19 protein-coding genes are annotated in these 16,566 nt (G+C 48.0%); 6 read left to right on the top strand and 13 right to left on the bottom strand.

Annotation, left to right across the window (positions count from 1 at the left end; translation table 11 throughout):
- Window positions 1–6 precede the first annotated feature (6 nt).
- From H608_RS0109260 to H608_RS0109235, 6 genes are all read right to left on the bottom strand, one after another.
- On the bottom strand, window positions 7–1,713 hold the full coding sequence (locus tag H608_RS0109260) for a diflavin oxidoreductase (RefSeq protein WP_028787437.1): 1,707 nt from the start codon (window positions 1,711–1,713) through the stop codon (window positions 7–9).
- Window positions 1,706–2,533 (bottom strand): uroporphyrinogen-III C-methyltransferase, encoded by an 828-nt coding sequence (cobA, locus tag H608_RS0109255; RefSeq protein WP_028787436.1) that lies wholly within the window; start codon window positions 2,531–2,533, stop codon window positions 1,706–1,708. The genes H608_RS0109260 and cobA overlap by 8 nt, the downstream gene beginning before the upstream one ends.
- 136 nt (window positions 2,534–2,669) lie before the next feature.
- A complete protein-coding gene (locus tag H608_RS0109250) occupies window positions 2,670–3,911 on the bottom strand; it encodes a sulfate adenylyltransferase subunit 1 (protein ID WP_028787435.1) in 1,242 nt (413 codons plus the stop codon).
- A 34-nt stretch (window positions 3,912–3,945) separates the two neighbouring features.
- Complete coding sequence (cysD, locus tag H608_RS0109245; protein WP_028787434.1) at window positions 3,946–4,854, bottom strand: sulfate adenylyltransferase subunit CysD; 909 nt, start codon at window positions 4,852–4,854, stop codon at window positions 3,946–3,948.
- Window positions 4,855–4,916: 62 nt separating this feature from the next.
- Window positions 4,917–5,621, bottom strand: a complete 705-nt coding sequence (locus H608_RS0109240) for a phosphoadenylyl-sulfate reductase (protein ID WP_051268161.1) — start codon at window positions 5,619–5,621, stop codon at window positions 4,917–4,919.
- A 2-nt stretch (window positions 5,622–5,623) separates the two neighbouring features.
- Window positions 5,624–6,259, bottom strand: coding sequence for a peroxiredoxin (locus H608_RS0109235; protein ID WP_028787432.1), 636 nt, complete (start codon window positions 6,257–6,259; stop codon window positions 5,624–5,626).
- Window positions 6,260–6,556: 297 nt separating this feature from the next.
- Here H608_RS0109235 and H608_RS0109230 point away from each other — a divergent pair, with 297 nt between their 5' ends.
- On the top strand, window positions 6,557–6,967 hold the full coding sequence (locus H608_RS0109230) for a hypothetical protein (protein WP_028787431.1): 411 nt from the start codon (window positions 6,557–6,559) through the stop codon (window positions 6,965–6,967).
- On the top strand, window positions 6,939–7,310 hold the full coding sequence (locus H608_RS0109225) for a helix-turn-helix domain-containing protein (RefSeq protein WP_028787430.1): 372 nt from the start codon (window positions 6,939–6,941) through the stop codon (window positions 7,308–7,310). Before H608_RS0109230 ends, H608_RS0109225 begins: the two co-directional genes overlap by 29 nt.
- 20 nt (window positions 7,311–7,330) lie before the next feature.
- On the opposite strand, the gene H608_RS0109220 is transcribed toward H608_RS0109225, so the two are convergent.
- From H608_RS0109220 to H608_RS0109195, 6 genes are all read right to left on the bottom strand, one after another.
- Window positions 7,331–7,738 (bottom strand): RrF2 family transcriptional regulator, encoded by a 408-nt coding sequence (locus tag H608_RS0109220; protein ID WP_028787429.1) that lies wholly within the window; start codon window positions 7,736–7,738, stop codon window positions 7,331–7,333.
- A 3-nt stretch (window positions 7,739–7,741) separates the two neighbouring features.
- Window positions 7,742–8,137 (bottom strand): OsmC family protein, encoded by a 396-nt coding sequence (locus tag H608_RS0109215; protein WP_028787428.1) that lies wholly within the window; start codon window positions 8,135–8,137, stop codon window positions 7,742–7,744.
- Window positions 8,134–9,135, bottom strand: coding sequence for a cation diffusion facilitator family transporter (locus tag H608_RS0109210; RefSeq protein WP_038007988.1), 1,002 nt, complete (start codon window positions 9,133–9,135; stop codon window positions 8,134–8,136). The genes H608_RS0109215 and H608_RS0109210 overlap by 4 nt, the downstream gene beginning before the upstream one ends.
- 1 nt (window position 9,136) lies before the next feature.
- The gene (locus H608_RS0109205) at window positions 9,137–9,910 is read right to left on the bottom strand and encodes a M949_RS01915 family surface polysaccharide biosynthesis protein (protein WP_028787426.1); all 774 of its coding nucleotides are present in this window, start codon (window positions 9,908–9,910) and stop codon (window positions 9,137–9,139) included.
- 10 nt (window positions 9,911–9,920) lie between these two features.
- The gene (locus H608_RS0109200) at window positions 9,921–10,667 is read right to left on the bottom strand and encodes a superoxide dismutase (RefSeq protein WP_028787425.1); all 747 of its coding nucleotides are present in this window, start codon (window positions 10,665–10,667) and stop codon (window positions 9,921–9,923) included.
- 172 nt (window positions 10,668–10,839) lie between these two features.
- Window positions 10,840–12,276: an LptF/LptG family permease gene (locus H608_RS0109195; RefSeq protein WP_028787424.1), complete on the bottom strand. Its 1,437-nt coding sequence runs from the start codon at window positions 12,274–12,276 to the stop codon at window positions 10,840–10,842.
- Window positions 12,277–12,351: 75 nt separating this feature from the next.
- Between H608_RS0109195 and H608_RS0109190 the strand changes: the two genes are divergently transcribed.
- Window positions 12,352–12,990: a hypothetical protein gene (locus H608_RS0109190; RefSeq protein ID WP_155990106.1), complete on the top strand. Its 639-nt coding sequence runs from the start codon at window positions 12,352–12,354 to the stop codon at window positions 12,988–12,990.
- Here the strand turns inward: H608_RS0109190 and H608_RS0109185 are convergent.
- Window positions 12,959–13,336, bottom strand: coding sequence for an START-like domain-containing protein (locus H608_RS0109185; protein ID WP_028787422.1), 378 nt, complete (start codon window positions 13,334–13,336; stop codon window positions 12,959–12,961). The genes H608_RS0109190 and H608_RS0109185 overlap by 32 nt on opposite strands.
- Before the next feature lie 297 nt (window positions 13,337–13,633).
- On the opposite strand from H608_RS0109185, the gene H608_RS0109180 reads away from it, so the two are divergent.
- The 3 genes from H608_RS0109180 (at window position 13,634) to rpsP (ending at window position 16,559) form a co-directional block, all read left to right on the top strand.
- Complete coding sequence (locus tag H608_RS0109180) at window positions 13,634–14,503, top strand: sigma-70 family RNA polymerase sigma factor (RefSeq protein WP_211227051.1); 870 nt, start codon at window positions 13,634–13,636, stop codon at window positions 14,501–14,503.
- A 110-nt stretch (window positions 14,504–14,613) separates the two neighbouring features.
- Window positions 14,614–15,936, top strand: a complete 1,323-nt coding sequence (gene ffh, locus H608_RS0109175; RefSeq protein ID WP_028787420.1) for a signal recognition particle protein — start codon at window positions 14,614–14,616, stop codon at window positions 15,934–15,936.
- A gap of 170 nt (window positions 15,937–16,106) precedes the next feature.
- Window positions 16,107–16,559: a 30S ribosomal protein S16 gene (gene rpsP, locus H608_RS24830; protein WP_051268160.1), complete on the top strand. Its 453-nt coding sequence runs from the start codon at window positions 16,107–16,109 to the stop codon at window positions 16,557–16,559.
- Window positions 16,560–16,566 lie beyond the last annotated feature (7 nt).

Below are 16,566 nucleotides of genomic sequence, written 5' to 3'. Positions count from 1 at the left end.
GCCATATTAATAAACGTCCTTTTCGTATCGGTTTTCTTTGCGTAGCTGTTCGAGAAACGCCGTTGCTTCTTCAGTTGTCTTGCCACCTTGCTCACGGATGATCTGCAACAAGGTTTGTTCTACTTCTTTGCTCATCGGATCTTTTACACCGCTTACGTATATATGGGCACCCTGTTCGATCCAGTTGTAGAGATCGGCCGCCTGCTGCAACATGCGATGCTGCACATATTCTCTTTCTGCCTGATCACGCGAGAAAGCGAGATCGAGGCGACTGAGTACGCCGGTTTGATGAAAAGCCTGCATTTCCGTTTGATAAAGAAAATCTTTTTCAAAATATTGCCCGCCGAAGAAAAACCAGTTTTCGCCACCAGCACCCGTTGCATCCCGCTCTGCAAGAAAAGAACGGAATGGCGCCACACCTGTTCCCGGACCGATCATAATGATCTTTTTATCCGGTGCAGGTAATTTGAAATTGCGGCTTTTATGTATGTAAAAATTCAAGGTCGATCCGGTTGGCAGGTCACCGAGAAATTCGCTGCACAAACCAAAACGCTGCTCGTCTTCTGCGAGGAAACGGTCTTTGGCAACGGTAATATGTATTTCATTTTCACCATGCGCCGCGGGCGATGAGGCAATGGAATACAGGCGCGGAGCAACCGGTAATAACAAGGAAAGTACTTCTGTAAAAACCGTTGCGTCTTTCACCGGATAAATACGCAGGAGGTCTACCAGGTCCATTCTTGTATCGGGAATATCCTGAGCGGTGAGTGCTGCATATTTTTTGACGGTGTTCGTCATCAGGTAGCAGATATTCAGGTGAATCGTCAGCAACTCCCTGATAGAAGCTGATGCTTTTGGTGTGGTAACGAGTTGTTCGCCATCAGCACCGGTCAGTGCAAGAATACGGTCAACAACGACGGCGCGGTTGCGTGGCACGATACCGATGGTATCACCTGGTTCATACACAACGGGCTCTTCTGTTGTTAATTCAATATGATAGGTCTCACGGTTGGACCCGCGGTCATTCAGATTGATATTGGCAACAATCGTTCCTTCATAATATTTTTTACCGGAGGCTTTTTTTGCAATGGGGGCAGGGGCAGCGGCAGATACCGTTGCAGGAGTAGATAACAACTTCGCCACCTGTTCAAACCAGGCATCAGCATCCGCATCATAATCCACGTCACATTTCTGCATAGGGATTATTTCTGTTGCGCCCAATGCTTTGAAGCGCTGCTGTACGTCTTCACCCGTTTTGCAATACAGCGGGTAAGCCGTATCACCCAATGCCAGCACGCTGAATTTCATCGTTGAAAGATCCGGTTGTGTGGCATGAATATGTTCGTAAAATTTCTTTGCGGTCAGTGGCGGTTCGCCCTCACCTTGTGTGCTGATGACGATAAAAAAATAATCTTCTTTGGAAAGATCGGTGAGCCGGTACTGATCGAGCCCGGACAGTTTGAGTGAGATGCCTTTCTTTTTTGCAGCTGCGGCCAGCCGCCCGGCGAGTTTACGGGCATTGCCGGTTTCGGTACCGAAAACCAGGTGTGCTTTTTTTACGGCAACAGCGGGCGCAGCTTCAGTAGTTGGCTCCGGAGCGCGCGCGGCGCGCGCGACAATACCGGAAAGATATCCGTTGATCCAGATAAGCTCTTCCGGAGAAGCCGTACCGATCAATTCATCCCATTGTTTCAATTTTGCGGCTTCAAGCATGCTGAGCAATTGTAGGCGTTATCAATTCTTTGAATACCGTACCCGGCTTTCCTCCTTTGTACCACGCAAAGCGCTGATGCAGTGAAACCACCCGGCCAACGATCACCAACGAGGGGGAGACAAACTTTTTTCCGGAAAAATCTCTGCAACAATCTTCAAGAGTGCTCAGGTACACCTGCTGATGTACGGTGGTTGCCTGTTCGATCACGGCCATCGGCATATCCGGTGCCGCACCATTCGCCATCAGTGAACGCACCAATTTATCGAGACTTTTTGCAGCCATATAAAACACCAGCGTTTCATCGGGCTGAACAAAACTTTTCCATTTACCTTCTTCGTATTGGCTGCAGGGGTTGAAGGTGATGAACTGGACGTTCTTTGCGTACCCACGTGCCGTCAGCGGGATGCCGGCATAAGCTGCTGCACCTGAACCAGCCGTAATACCCGGTATGATTTCAAAAGGAATACCCGCTTCTTCGAGGCTGATGAGTTCATCCAGTACATTGCTGAAAAAAGCCACATCGCCGCCTTTCAACCGCAAAACAGTTTTACCGGATGCCGCATGATGCACAATGATCTTGTTGATGTCGCTTTGAGCGACGGAGCCATCATGAAAACCTTGTTTGCCAGTCATCAACACCAACGCCTCTTTTCTTGCATACAGGTCGATGATCTCTGTATTCACCAGCCGGTCGGTTATGATCACATCAGCCTGTGCCAGGCAGCGTTGCAACCTGACGGTGATCAGATCGGCATCGCCCGGACCGGCGCCGGCGAGGATCACGCGGCCTTTATCAGTAAGGCTTAAAGCGAAAGGCATAAGGCGTAGGGTAATAAGTATTAAGTTATAAGTATTAAGTTTCTGGTGCTTGCGCAGTTGGTCAAATTGTAATCGCAGTGTCTGTATATTCCATTCACTACTGACCATTCACTATTGACCATTCACTATTCACTATTCACTGATAAAGCACCGCCGCCACCGTGCTGTTACTGGTCTCATCGATGAGAATGCCGCTGCCATTCGAAGGCAGTTTTGCATATGCATCAAACGCCAACGGCGAGGCTGTTTTAATCGTTGCCTTTACCACTTCATTCAACTTTACGCCGCCTTCAACGGGTAATTGCTGAAGCGTATTCACATCCAGCCGGTAATCAACCTGGCGTACTACTGCTTTTACCAGGCGGTTGTTGTGTTGCAGGTAATATTTATTACCCGGCTGCAAGGGCTTCTCATCCATCCAGCAAAGCAAAACATCCAGTTCGTTCTGCACCGCAGGTTGATTGGAACTATGCACGATCGTATCGCCTCGGCTGATATCGATATCATCGGCCAGGTGAATGGTTACGCTTTGCGGTGCAAAAACCTCATCCCGCTCTTCCCCGCCTGCTTCGAGTTTGGAAATGGTGGAGGTAATCCCTGCAGGCAAAATAGTTACGGCATCGCCTTTGCGATAAACGCCGCTCGTAACACGCCCTGCATACCCCCGATAATCATGCAATTCATCCGTTTGCGGACGGATCACCAGTTGCACCTGGAAGCGCGCGTCGGAGAAATTGGTATCCTGTTTTGTTTCTACATTTTCCAGTAATTCCAATAAAGAAGGACCGTCATACCAATCGATGGCTTCAGACTTTTCCACGATGTTGTCACCTTTCAATGCACTCAGTGGTATATAAGTAACCTGCTCTAACCCGAGTTGGCGTGCCACTTCCGCATAGTCGATCACGATATTATTATAAACATCCTGCGAATATTCCACGAGATCCATTTTATTAATGGCCACTACTACGTGTGGAATTTTCAACAAGGAAGCGATGATCGAGTGGCGACGTGTTTGTTCGGCCACACCATTGCGGGCATCTACCAGGATGATAATCAGGCTGGCGTTGGAAGCCCCTGTGATCATGTTGCGGGTATACTGCACATGTCCGGGTGCATCGGCAATGATAAACTTCCTTTTTGGCGTGGAGAAATAGCGATAGGCTACATCGATGGTGATGCCTTGTTCTCGTTCGGCACGCAGGCCATCGGTGAGCAAGGCGAGATCGATCTCTCCCGCGTCTTTATTCTTTGTTTGTTTTTCCAATGCTTCGAGCTGGTCGGCGAGAATGCTTTTGCTATCGTACAGTAAACGTCCGATCAATGTGCTCTTGCCATCGTCCACGCTGCCTGCTGTTATGAAACGGAGTAAATCCATGTTTGAATCTTTTTTGTTTGGATGAAGGGTGTGATCAGAAATAGCCGTTCTTTTTACGGTCTTCCATAGCTGCCTCAGTTACGCGGTCATCGATGCGGGTTTCGCCGCGCTCGCTGATGCGCGTAGCGGTGATCTCATCGATTACTTCGTCGAGTGTGGCAGCGGCGGATTCAACGGCGGCCGTACAGGTCATGTCACCAACGGTGCGGTAGCGAACTTGTTTGCGTTCCACCACATCTCCTTCATCGATGCGGATGAAATCCGATACGGCTACAAGTTGTCCTTCAAAACTGATCACTTCGCGCTCGTGTGCAAAATAGATGGAGGGCAGTTCGATTTTTTCCTTACGGATATAATTCCAGACATCCAGTTCAGTCCAGTTGCTGATGGGAAATACCCTCACGTTCTCTCCTTTATGAATGCGTCCGTTGTAAATGCTCCACAATTCGGGGCGCTGCAATTTGGGGTTCCATTGTCCAAACTCATCGCGTACGGAGAAGATGCGTTCTTTCGCGCGTGCCTTCTCTTCATCGCGGCGGGCGCCACCGATACAGGCATCGAACCCAAACTCTTCGATGGTGTCGAGGAGGGTATGTGTCTGCAGCCAGTTGCGGCTGGCGAACTTTCCTTTAGGCTCGGTCAGTTTCTTCTCGCGGATAGTGTCTTCCACTTTTCTTACCACGAGTGTTGCCTGTACGTCTTTGGCGAGTTGGTCCCTGTAGGCCAATGCCTCCGGAAAATTATGCCCGGTATCGATATGTACAAGTGGAAAAGGAATTTTGCCGGGAGCAAAAGCCTTGCGGGCAAGATGTACGAGGGTGATAGAATCTTTGCCGCCGCTGAACAACAGGGCCGGCTTTTCAAACTGGGCGGCTACCTCGCGCAAAATGTAAATGCTCTCTGCTTCCAGTTGCGCGAGATAATCCAATTGGTATTGATCCATACGAATACTTTTTGTCTACCGTATTGGTAGACTTTCATGACAAAAAAAATGGCAGTGAGTTTTTACTTCACTGTTGCTGCATGGAGCCCGCACTCTTTGTGAGAGGTTTCCCACCACCAGCGACCGGCCCGGGCATCTTCTCCCGGTTCGATCGCCCTTGTACACGGTGCACATCCGATGCTGATAAATCCTTTATTATGCAGCGGATTGTAGGGAACGTTGAACCGGTTGATATAATCCAGTACCTCGTCGAGGCTCCAGTTGATCAGCGGGTTAAATTTATACAGTTGTTTAGCTTCATCCCATTCCTGGACGGGCATGTTTTTCCGGTTATCGGATTGTCCGGCACGGAGACCGGTGATCCATACCGACGCACCTGCCAGCGCGCGGCCCAATGGTTCTACTTTACGTACATGGCAACAAGCCTTGCGGTTGTCGACAGATTCGTAAAAGCTGTTGATACCCCTGGTGGCTACAAACTGTTCGACTGCCGGAGCGTTGGGAAAGAACACGTCGATGCGGTTCTTGTACCGTGCTTCGGTGCGATCGATCAGATCGTATACTTCAGGAAAAAGCCTGCCGGTATCGATCGTAAAGACCTTTACGGACAGGCTGTTCCTGAAAATAATATCGGTTAATACCTGGTCTTCCTGTCCTAACGAGGAAGAAAATACAACTTTCCCGGGAAACAGCGCGCAAACCTCTGCTATCGCTTCAGCGGCAGGGAGATTGCTTATGCGTGTCATCTGTTCTCCGGTCAATTGCATTATTACAGGTTGGGTTGTGGTGTATACCGTAGGTAAGGTTTTACTACTTTAACGCCTTTGGGAAATTTCTTGATGGCGTCTTCTGTTGATACGGCGGGTACCACGATCACATCTTCGCCGTGTTTCCAATCGGCGGGTGTAGCCACGCTATGTTCGGCGGTCAGTTGCAATGAATCGATCACACGCAGTACTTCCACGAAATTACGTCCGGTAGAAGCCGGGTAGGTAATGATCAGTTTAACTGTTTTATCCGGGGCGATGATGAACAGGGAACGCACGGTAGCCGTAGCGGATGCGTTCGGATGAATCATATCATACAAAGTGGCCACATTGCGGTCCGGGTCTGCGATGATGGGAAAATTTACGGTGGTATTTTGTGTTTCGTTGATATCGTTAATCCAACCGTGATGTTTGTCGATCGGGTCAACGCTTACGGCCAGCACTTTTACATTACGTTTGGCAAACTCGTCTCCCAGCAGCGCGGTGCGGCCGAGCTCAGTGGTACACACGGGTGTGTAATCGGCAGGATGCGAAAACAAAACGCCCCAGCTATCGCCGAGATATTCATAAAAATCGATATCACCTGCAGAGGTTTGCGCTTTGAAATTGGGAGCGGTATCTCCAAGACGTAATGCCATAGTTAAAAAATTTTGGAAGATAAAGATAGGACCAATCAAACACCCCACCAAACGAGTAGACTAAATTGATAAAAAACTTTAACAACCTAACAGTCATTCGTTCAGCGAGATAGGACAACGGTTTCTTGAGTTGGCCAGATAGATGAATAACCGTTTATCAAACACTTAAACCTTATATTCCTGTAAAGCGCCTATAAATGCTGCTATCATTGCCTCTACCTACTTACTTGAGCGATCTGAAAGTAGATTACAGCCACACCAAAAAAATTTGAATAAATTAACCTATAGCTTAATTTTGTGGCAAAAAGACAGGCATATATACTGCAATCGTCTGAAGACGGAAGGCGGCATCTTTGTATCGACATCGCTAATGAAAACGAAATCTTCGGTTTTTTAAATGAGGATAAGGCCCGGATTAAGAAATTCCGTCAAATCCGGGATATTATTTTACGAGGGTTGCGCGTTACGGAACTTTATGATAAAGAGGAAATTGATTCAAAATCGAAGAACGTAACGGCTATGAAGCTCTTCAAAGGAGGCCAGAATATCCGCATTTATTGTAAAGAACAGCGATCCATCACTGGTACCTTCTATGTAATCGTTGCTGAGCTGTTACGAAAAAAGAAAGACCAGAAAATCAAGGAAAAAAACAGAACATTAATCCATAAAGTAGGCAGCTATGAATACGAAATTGTCGAAAGACGGTAAAGCAGTCCGGAAATGGGATGACATTTTGAATTTTTCGACCAACGAAGAAAAAATTAAACATGAGGCGCAAATGCTCATGTTCAATTTTACCAGTGAAATTGAAAAGTACCAGGAACTGCAGGGAATGACGCGGAAAGAGTTGAGTGAAAAAATAAAAACCTCTGCCAGTTATATTACACAGGTTTTCAGAGGAGATAAACCTTTAAACTTCGAAACACTCGCTAAGATTCAATCTGCGCTAAATATTACCTTCCATGTGCAGGCACATCCCAAAACAGACGAGATAATAGTAGTGGTAGAAGAGAAAATAGCGACTGCGAAAAAACGGTCAGGAAAAAAGTAATACGTGTTTCGTTCAGCTCCTCACCCCATCAGGTCACGCAATGTGCGGTTCTCCACGATGTTGAGGGTAGCGTCTCTTACTTCCACCATCATGTCATGCAGCGCACAATGCTTCTGATTGCAGTTTTTACATCGTTCGTAGAAATAAAGGCTGACGCAGGGCAGCATGGAAATGGGCCCGTTCACAAGCCGGATAACGGTGGCCACTTTGATTTTATCAGGGCTCTGGCTGAGGAAATAACCTCCGCCCTTGCCTTTTTTACTATCGAGAATGCCTGCCTTTTTGAGTTCGAGAAGAATGTTTTCTAAAAACTTCAGCGGGATTTTTTTCTTTTTGGATATCTCCGATATCAGCACGGGCCCCTCATTGTATTTCTCGCTGAGATAAGTCAGTGCCTTGAACGCATATTGTGATTTCTTGGAAAGCATGTGTTATTGTAATATCTCTAATTTATAACTAATCCCTGAATTTTTCTTCAGCATCGCCGCCACCCCGCAATATTTATCCAGGGATAATTCAATCGCTTTTTTTACTTTATCGGCATTGACCGGCTCTACGTCTATGTGATAGATCACCGTTATGTCTTTAAACACTTTCGGATGCTCTTCGGTTTGTTCCGTTTCCACTTCTATAAAAAAGCGACCGAAAGGAACACGCATTTTTTCCAGGATATCGACCACATCGATGCCCGAACATCCGGCAAGCCCCGACAGCAGCAGGGATTTCGGACCAGGCCCCTCCTGTTTATCACCGTCGATGTTGATCGTTTGTCCTTCGTATGTACTGGTAAAAGCATGACCATGCTTCCAGGCTATTGTTGCTTTCATGTATCAGGCAATTGATGTTTTTGATTCTGTGAAATATTTTCCAGCGTCCAGGTTATTGTTCTTTCAAACGGGTGTTGTCTTACCGGACAATCTTCTTTGTCACATATCGGGCATTGAAACGGCAGGCATCCATCGGAATGAACAAAAAGCTCCACTGACTCGCCAAACTTATTACGCACCTGCTCCGATAAGGCATCTATTTCTTCGTGCGCTTCATGCACATTGAGGTACCAGGGAACGGTTAAATGACAATCGACATGCAGCACGCTACCGTACTTGATCACCCGGAGATTATGCAGGTCTATCCAGTTGATACGCCGGTTGGCATTCAGCATTTCCACCATGTCGCTCAGCAGTTGCTCATCCACCTCATCCATGATGCCGGCAATAGAATGGCGGACAATCCGGTAACCGGTAATGACGATGAACAGGCCAAATACAATCGCCACGGCCCCATCGATCCATGTTTCGCCTGTAAAATATAACAAGATCAGACCGGCAACAATACCGATCGTGGAAATTGTATCACTTTGCAGGTGACGCCCGCTTGCAACCAGGGCCAGTGAGTTATTGCGGGTACCGATGCGGATGCAGATACGCCCCATCACCAGGTTGACCAATGCGGTAATGCTCACCAGCCAGATACCCAGATCCACTTTTTCAACCGGCACCGGCACGATCAATTGGCGGACGCCTTTGTATAAAATGAAAACACCTGCCGCGATGATCATGGTGCCTTCGGCTGCGGCGGATAAGAATTCAGCTTTTCCGTGACCATAAGGATGGTCCTTGTCGCGGGGTTTGGCCGCCACATAAAGGCTGTACAAACCAATAAAACCGGCTATCACATTCACGATGCTTTCCATCGCATCGGTGAGTACGGCTACCGATTGGGTGAAATAGTAAGCACAGAACTTTACCAGGAGCAGCGCAACGGAAACGCCGGCCACCCATTTTTGTATATGCAGGTTCTGATTGGCAAGATTCTGCGCCTTCATTTTATTCAAAAGTTTCGGGTGCCAGTTTCAACCATTGCTGACGCGCATGGACAAGGAAAGCCGGCGGAGCTTTTTCAAAATCCTTTTCGTTTTCGTATCGTCCGTACGTTTTCATGTATTCATCTTCCCGGCCGCGATAACCGGGCAAGGCAGCGAGGTTCACATCCTTTTCCGTTACCGGCAAGGTAGCCGTTGTATCTTCTGTCAGGAAACGGTTCCACATTTGACCGCGCAAAGCATATTTAACCGTATCCTGGTGCATCACCACTTTCATGGAGGCAGGCGATATGTCGCCACGGCAGGCGAGCTTATAGGCAACGGTCGTTTCAGCAATGCCGTTATTATCGAGATCGGTGATACCGATTCCCTGCTCCAAAAATGCACAACTGATATCAACCGGACATTCACGTTCCGCATCGGCCATTTGCCAGAGCAATTTGTATTGTCCGTTGTTGTCTTTTACAAAATGAAAGGCGTAAAGTTCGGCAGACTGCTCTTCTTCCCCTCCCTGTCCGGAAGCACCCGAAGCATGCGGTGCCACGAGTGAAGTGATCAGCAGGTTATCACCTTTTTTGTCCTGCCACTCCAATGCTTTGTACAATGTACCGCGGTAACGCACATCGGCAGGAATATCCGCTGCTGTCAATTGTTTCGGACTGATCTCCGCAACAGTCAGCGAATCGGCAGCCGACGCAGATGTTTTGTCCACGTCATTACAGGCAACAAAAGCGGATGCCAGTAATGAGACGATTAGTAAATAATAATAAGTACGCATCAAATGTGTTTTAACGGAAAGCTGTAAAACGTTCGGCTACAAAACCCCAGTTGACCACACTCCACCAGGCAGTGATATAGTCGGGACGTTTGTTCTGATAACGCAGATAATAGGCATGCTCCCATACATCGAGGCCCAGCAGCGGCACGCCTTTGATCTCGCTTACATCCATCAGCGGATTGTCCTGGTTGGGTGTGGAGCCGATGCGTAATTTTTTATCGCCGTCAAAATAGAGCCATGCCCAGCCACTGCCGAAGCGGCTTTTGCCGGCATCGGCAAATTGTGTTTTGAAGCTGTCGAAAGAGTTAAAACTTTCTTCGATAGCGGTCAGCAGCGGACCGGTTGGTTTGTCGCCACCCTTCGGCGACATCGACTTCCAGAAAAGTTCGTGGTTATAATGACCGCCGCCATTGTTGCGCATTTTGGTCGAATATTTTGAAATGCGGCCGAGTACTTCTTCGAGTGGTTTGTTCATGTCCACCCCTTCATTGCGGGCCGCTTCCTGCAAAGCAGTGGCGTAAGATGCCGCATGCCTGGTGTAATGAATTTCCATTGTCTGCGCATCGATGGCACGCTCGAGTGCGTTGTAGGCATAGGGCAAAGGCTGCTGCGAAAAACCTGTTCTGCCGGGACCCGCAACTACTTTACGGCCGGAGCCACATGATTGCAGCAGGGATGTAACCGAAGCAGCACCTGCAGCGAGTGCCACAGATCCGAAAAACGAAGTTTGCAGAAACTGACGACGAGATGTGCTCATAGCTTATTTAATTAAAAAGTCAAAAGTCAAAATTCAAAAGGGGTGAATCGTGAGTCGTCAATCGTGAATACTTCAAAATGACAACTCAAAACACGAATGTGATTGCTAAAAGGCCGTTTCATTTTCACATTTCCACATGGTCCCGCTTCGGCGGGCACATTTACACATTCCTTTACTCCTTCTTCCTCAACTTCCTCACAATCCTGCTATAAAACTCTTTATTGAACAACTGCGAATCACGCATTGCTTTATAGGTAAGGAAAATACCGATCGGTGTGAGCACGAACGTGGCCAGCCACATGCCCGCAAACGGCGACAATGCCCCTTCTTTCGCAAACTTCTCTCCCGTGGTAGTGGTGAAATAAAACACCATGAAAAACACGATAGAGAAGATCAAGGGAGAGCCAAGACCACCTTTACGGATGATGGCACCCAATGGCGCCCCAATCATAAACAACACCAGGCACGCGAGCGACAACACGATCTTGCGATGCCATTCTATTTTGTGTTTTCTCCACTCTTTGCCTCTTTCTTTCAGGTTGATGGCCGTTGCTTCCAGCCCCGAGCGAAGTGAATTGACCTGGCTGATTGCACGGTCGTAAACCGGCTTGGCCGCGGAATCGGGAATATATTCATCGAACGATGCATAAAGGACCGTATCTTTTTTGCCGAGTGAATCGCGACGCTTCTGCCAGGTAGCGATACTGTCCCGTGTTTGCATGAAAGGCAGGTAGAGATAAATATCGTTGCCCATCTGCTGCTGGATTCGTTTGTATTCAATGCCCAATGAATCGATTGAATGCGTGAGTTGCCGCATCGTGAGCATACGCTGATTACTGCTGCCCGATGAATCGGATGTCCACGATATCTGGAATGTACTGAGGTCGAGAATCTTTTTGTATTCTTTGAATCCCAGTCGTACGTATTCGGTCTGGTTACTGCCGTAACGGTCGGCGCGCTCCTGGTAACGCCAGCCATCGCGGAGAAAAAATTCAAGGTACCGTTTGTCTTCCGACGTGCGCATCACTCCGCTTTTGGCTACGATAAAATTATCCTGCAGCCCGTTATCATTTTCAAATACGATCACATCGCGGATAATGGAATCATTTTCTTCTTTCTTGCCGATTTTGATGGCAAAGTTGGGGATCTTGTCGTAGAACACACCTTCCCGCAAATCGAAGGCGGGCTTGGCTTTAACGATATCCGAAAGAATGGTATACGATTTCAGGTTGGCGACGGGAATGACGTAGTTGGAAAAAAGAAAAGCCAATACGCTGATGACAATTGACAACAGGAACAGCGGCCGCATGAAACGCAACAGCGATATACCGGCTGATTTGATCGCCACGAGTTCAAAGGTTTCACCCAGGTTACCAAAGGTCATCAATGATGATAACAATACGGCCAATGGAAGTGCCAGGGGGATGAGTACGGCGCTTTGATACCAGATAAATTTAAAAATGATCCCTGCGCTCAACCCTTTCCCTACAAAATCGTCGATATAAAGCCAGAAAAACTGCATCACCAATACCAGCAGGGTGATAAAGAACACGGCCATGAACGGGCCGATGAAAGATTTAATGATGAGTTTATCTAATTTCTTGAACACAATGGTCGGTTGAATAATTCCCGTTAATTTAGCCCGTCTGCACGATCTCTCTTACACAAACTTAAGCATCACGGCATGGCCGACGCAAAAATAAGGCTTTCATCAGAGGAGATGGAATTGGTTCTCAATGGCCAGTGGATTTTAACAAAGAACACCGTGTTGCGAAAGGTGAATGACCTGTTGGTGCAGGTGCTGGAAGCGCAGCAGGCGTTGCTGCCGTTATTCGCCGGCCATCTTCCGGCAGAAGTGGTTACCACCTCTCCGAAAATATCCCGTGGCGATCAGTACCGCGGCTTGCCGTGGCTGGTGCTGGACCATCCGCGCTGCTTCGGCCGCGAAGCCACGTTTGCGATCCGTAGTTTTTTCTGGTGGGGAAATTATATGAGCGTAACGCTGCAGCTCTCGGGCAGCTATCAATTGCAATACAGTCCTGCATTGCAGGCAGCTTTTCCTTTATTGCAACAAGAGGGCTGGCTGATCGCTACCGGCGAATCGGCCTGGGAACATCATGTGGAAGAACAGAACTATACTGCACTCACCAGCCTTGACAGCCGGCAGTTTGCCGTCTGCTGCGGGCAACCATTTTTAAAACTGGTTAAACTGCATTCGTTGAAAGAATGGGATCAGCTTACCGGACAACTGACAGGTGATTTCGGACGGTTATTGTCCGCTCTCACAGGTATCAGTTACCGAGCCGGTGAAACAGGTCTTTAACCTGGTGGTCCCAGAGAAGGCTTTGATCTTTGATCTCCTTTTTCTCTGCAAAATCCTTGATCACCAGGATCGTCTGGTTAGTGATCTCTGACTTGTCGATGCGGAATTCAAAGTACTCATCGTTCGGACCTTTCAGCCAGCGGAAACGGATGAATTTCTCGGGTTCACTTTCTACTACCTCAGCCTGATCGAAAGATCCGTTCCAGCCGAAATAGAAAATATTATCGCGCTCGTCAACTTTCTCGGCAAACCATTCACCTAATCCTGCGGGGGTTGACAGAAACTCGTACAATATAGTGGGAGAGCATCTTACAGGGAATTCTAACGTATATAGTTGTTTACTCATTTCTCTTGATATCAAAGTATTCAGAAGGCTTGCAATAATAGAAAATTAATACTTGTGTCAAAATATTTTTTTCGGACGGAAAGGCAGTTATATATATTAAATAATTTTACTGTCTTGTTGATTCGTTTCCATTAAACTTTTTTTGGAATATATTAACAAATTCGATAAATTGCTACAAATCCTAAGAGTTTACTCTAGCCTGAGCCAAACTTTTCGGCTATTTATCAGATCTAACCACCGGACTAACACCATCCTGGATCCAATAAATACCGTTTGTAAAACCAATAACCTATCGCTATGAGTATGAGACAATTGAAGATCACGAAGTCGATTACGAACCGTGAATCTCAAAGCCTGGAAAAGTACCTTCAGGAAATTGGCAAGGTCGAACTCATTTCCCCGGAAGAGGAAGTGCGCCTGGCCCTCCTGATCAAACAAGGTGACCAGAAAGCTTTGGAACGCCTGACCAAGGCAAATCTCCGTTTTGTGGTATCTGTTGCCAAACAGTACCAGAATCAGGGCCTCTCCCTCCCTGATCTTATCAACGAAGGAAATGTAGGACTGATCAAAGCCGCTCAACGTTTCGACGAAACGCGTGGTTTCAAATTCATCTCCTACGCCGTATGGTGGATTCGCCAGAGCATTTTACAGGCTTTGGCCGAACAGGCACGTATTGTACGCCTCCCGCTCAATAAAGTGGGCCTCACTAACCGTATCCAGAAAGCTTTCTCCACACTGGAGCAGCAATACGAGCGCGAGCCTTCAGCCGAAGAACTCGCCGAACTGCTGGACATGGACACGGAAGAAGTGGCCGCCACACTGGGCATCAATGCCCGTCACGTAAGCATGGACACCCCTATTTCCGAAGGAGAAGACGGCACCCTGCTGGATCTGCTCGAAAATCCCAATGCCGACAAAACCGATGGTGAACTGGATCACCGCCAATCCCTGAAAACAGAAATCGATCGCAGCCTCAAAACACTGACCGACCGGCAGAAAGAGGTGATCTGTTACTTTTTCGGCATTGGTGTAGACCATCCCATGAGCCTGGAAGACATTGGCGAACGGTTCAATCTCACCCGCGAACGGGTGCGCCAGATCAAGGACAAAGCCATCACCAAGCTCCGCACCACAAACCGCTGCAACCTTTTACGTACGTATTTGTAAGCCTAATCGCGGCCGAATCTTTATCTTTGCCAGCCGCTGCGATCTTTACCGATCGCAGGGAACCGCCGGTCTTTGCCTGCGGATTAACTGATTGAAAGCGTTAACCGATTATGTTTCAGAATCTCTCGGAAAAGTTAGAGTCCGCCTTCAAAGGGCTGAAAGGACAAAGCCGCATTACCGAACTCAATATCGCCGCTACCGTAAAGGACATCCGTCGTGCACTGGTAGATGCGGACGTGAACTATAAAATCGCCAAAGAATTTACCGATCGCATCAAAGACAAAGCGATGGGGGAAAAGGTGATCAATGCCATCAGCCCCGGGCAATTGATGGTGAAGATCGTGAAGGACGAACTGGCCGACCTCATGGGCGGGCAGGAAGCCGTTTTCAATGCCAAAGGCAACCCGGCCGTGATCCTGATCGCCGGTCTCCAGGGTAGTGGTAAAACCACTTTCAGTGGCAAACTGGCCAATTACCTGAAATCCCGCAAAGGCTTTTCTCCGATGCTGGTAGCGGCGGACATTTACCGCCCTGCGGCGATGGAACAATTGCGCGTACTGGGCGAGCAGATCGGCGTGGACGTACACCTCGAACCCGAGAACAAAGACGCTGTAGCCATTGCGCAAAATGCCGTTAAAGAAGCCCGCAGCAAGAACAAGAACGTAGTGATCATCGATACGGCGGGCCGTCTGGCCATCGACGAGGCCATGATGACCGAAGTAGCCAATATCCGCAACGCGGTCAATCCCCAGGAAATCCTTTTCGTGGTGGACAGCATGACCGGTCAGGATGCGGTCAACACGGCCAAATCGTTCAACGACCGCCTCGACTTTACCGGTGTGGTACTGACCAAGCTGGACGGTGATACCCGTGGTGGTGCCGCCCTTTCCATCAAATACACGGTTAACAAACCCATCAAATTCATCAGCAGTGGTGAAAAAATGGATACCCTCGATGTGTTTTATCCCGACAGGATGGCGCAGCGGATCCTTGGTATGGGTGACATTACCTCGCTGGTAGAGAAAGCCCAGGAGCAATTCGACGAAGAACAGGCGAAAAAGCTCGAGGGCAAGATCCGCAAGAATAAATTTGACTTTGCCGACTTTAAAATGCAGTTGGAGCAGATCAAGAAAATGGGTAACATGAAGGACCTGTTGGGCATGATTCCCGGCGTAGGTGGCAAGATCAAAGACCTGGATATCAATGAAGATGCCTTCAAAGGCATCGAAGCGATGATCAACTCCATGACCCCCGCAGAAAGAGCCGATCCCGATCTCATCGACGGCAGCCGCCGCAAAAGGATCGCCTCCGGTTCAGGCAAAAGCATCACAGAAGTAAACAACTTCATGAAGCAGTTCGAGCAAATGCGCGACATGATGAAGAATATGAACAAAATGGGCATGTTCGGCCGGATGATGGGGATGAAGAGATAGAAAATTTGAAGATTTGAAAATTTAAAGATTTGACGATTAAGGGAGATAATCAACTTAACATTCATTTTCAAATTTTCAAATTGTCAAATTAACGAATTGGCTTTATCTTCGCCCTCCCGGTATCGACCGGAATTAACAATTATTGTTTAACGCTGTTAAATGTCTATTTAATGTCAGCAAAAATCCGACTGCAACGCCATGGGTCTAAAAAAAGACCTTTCTACTTCATCGTAGTGGCTGATTCACGCGCTCCGCGTGATGGTAAATTCATCCAGAAATTAGGTACGTACAACCCACTGACTGTTCCTGCTACTATTCAGCTCGATCGTCAGAAAGCCCTGGAATGGCTCCAGAAAGGTGCTCAACCCACCGATACTGTTCGCCGTATCCTCAGCTTTAAGGGTGTACTCTATCTCAAGCACCTGCTCCGTGGAGTTGGTCTGGGATTGTTCGACGACGCTACCGCAATGGAGAAGTTTACCAAATGGAGCGCCGAGCACGACGCTCAGATGAAAAAACGCCAGGAAGAAGCTTATCGCAACAAGAGAAGCCGTCGCCCCATGCCAGGTCGCAGACCTGAGCGCAGAACTGAAGGTGAAAACACTTCAGGGAGCGAAGGATAATATCTCC

Source organism: Terrimonas ferruginea DSM 30193 (assembly GCF_000425585.1).
Lineage (GTDB): Bacteria > Bacteroidota > Bacteroidia > Chitinophagales > Chitinophagaceae > Terrimonas > Terrimonas ferruginea.
The sequence above is the reverse complement of the archived record's forward strand: the minus strand, read 5'-3'. Positions and strand labels throughout refer to the sequence as shown.

Excerpts from the sequence above, each read along its gene's own strand:
- H608_RS0109260 (WP_028787437.1), bottom strand. The coding sequence starts at position 1,713 with ATGCTTGAAGCCGCAAAATTGAAACAATGGGATGAATTGATCGGTACG.
- cobA (WP_028787436.1), bottom strand. The coding sequence starts at position 2,533 with ATGCCTTTCGCTTTAAGCCTTACTGATAAAGGCCGCGTGATCCTCGCC.
- H608_RS0109250 (WP_028787435.1), bottom strand. The coding sequence starts at position 3,911 with ATGGATTTACTCCGTTTCATAACAGCAGGCAGCGTGGACGATGGCAAG.
- cysD (WP_028787434.1), bottom strand. The coding sequence starts at position 4,854 with ATGGATCAATACCAATTGGATTATCTCGCGCAACTGGAAGCAGAGAGC.
- H608_RS0109240 (WP_051268161.1), bottom strand. The coding sequence starts at position 5,621 with ATGCAATTGACCGGAGAACAGATGACACGCATAAGCAATCTCCCTGCC.
- H608_RS0109235 (WP_028787432.1), bottom strand. The coding sequence starts at position 6,259 with ATGGCATTACGTCTTGGAGATACCGCTCCCAATTTCAAAGCGCAAACC.
- H608_RS0109225 (WP_028787430.1), top strand. The coding sequence starts at position 6,939 with ATGAATACGAAATTGTCGAAAGACGGTAAAGCAGTCCGGAAATGGGAT.
- H608_RS0109220 (WP_028787429.1), bottom strand. The coding sequence starts at position 7,738 with ATGCTTTCCAAGAAATCACAATATGCGTTCAAGGCACTGACTTATCTC.
- H608_RS0109215 (WP_028787428.1), bottom strand. The coding sequence starts at position 8,137 with ATGAAAGCAACAATAGCCTGGAAGCATGGTCATGCTTTTACCAGTACA.
- H608_RS0109210 (WP_038007988.1), bottom strand. The coding sequence starts at position 9,135 with ATGAAGGCGCAGAATCTTGCCAATCAGAACCTGCATATACAAAAATGG.
- H608_RS0109205 (WP_028787426.1), bottom strand. The coding sequence starts at position 9,910 with ATGCGTACTTATTATTATTTACTAATCGTCTCATTACTGGCATCCGCT.
- H608_RS0109200 (WP_028787425.1), bottom strand. The coding sequence starts at position 10,667 with ATGAGCACATCTCGTCGTCAGTTTCTGCAAACTTCGTTTTTCGGATCT.
- H608_RS0109190 (WP_155990106.1), top strand. The coding sequence starts at position 12,352 with ATGGCCGACGCAAAAATAAGGCTTTCATCAGAGGAGATGGAATTGGTT.
- H608_RS0109185 (WP_028787422.1), bottom strand. The coding sequence starts at position 13,336 with ATGAGTAAACAACTATATACGTTAGAATTCCCTGTAAGATGCTCTCCC.
- H608_RS0109180 (WP_211227051.1), top strand. The coding sequence starts at position 13,634 with ATGAGTATGAGACAATTGAAGATCACGAAGTCGATTACGAACCGTGAA.
- ffh (WP_028787420.1), top strand. The coding sequence starts at position 14,614 with ATGTTTCAGAATCTCTCGGAAAAGTTAGAGTCCGCCTTCAAAGGGCTG.
- rpsP (WP_051268160.1), top strand. The coding sequence starts at position 16,107 with ATGTCAGCAAAAATCCGACTGCAACGCCATGGGTCTAAAAAAAGACCT.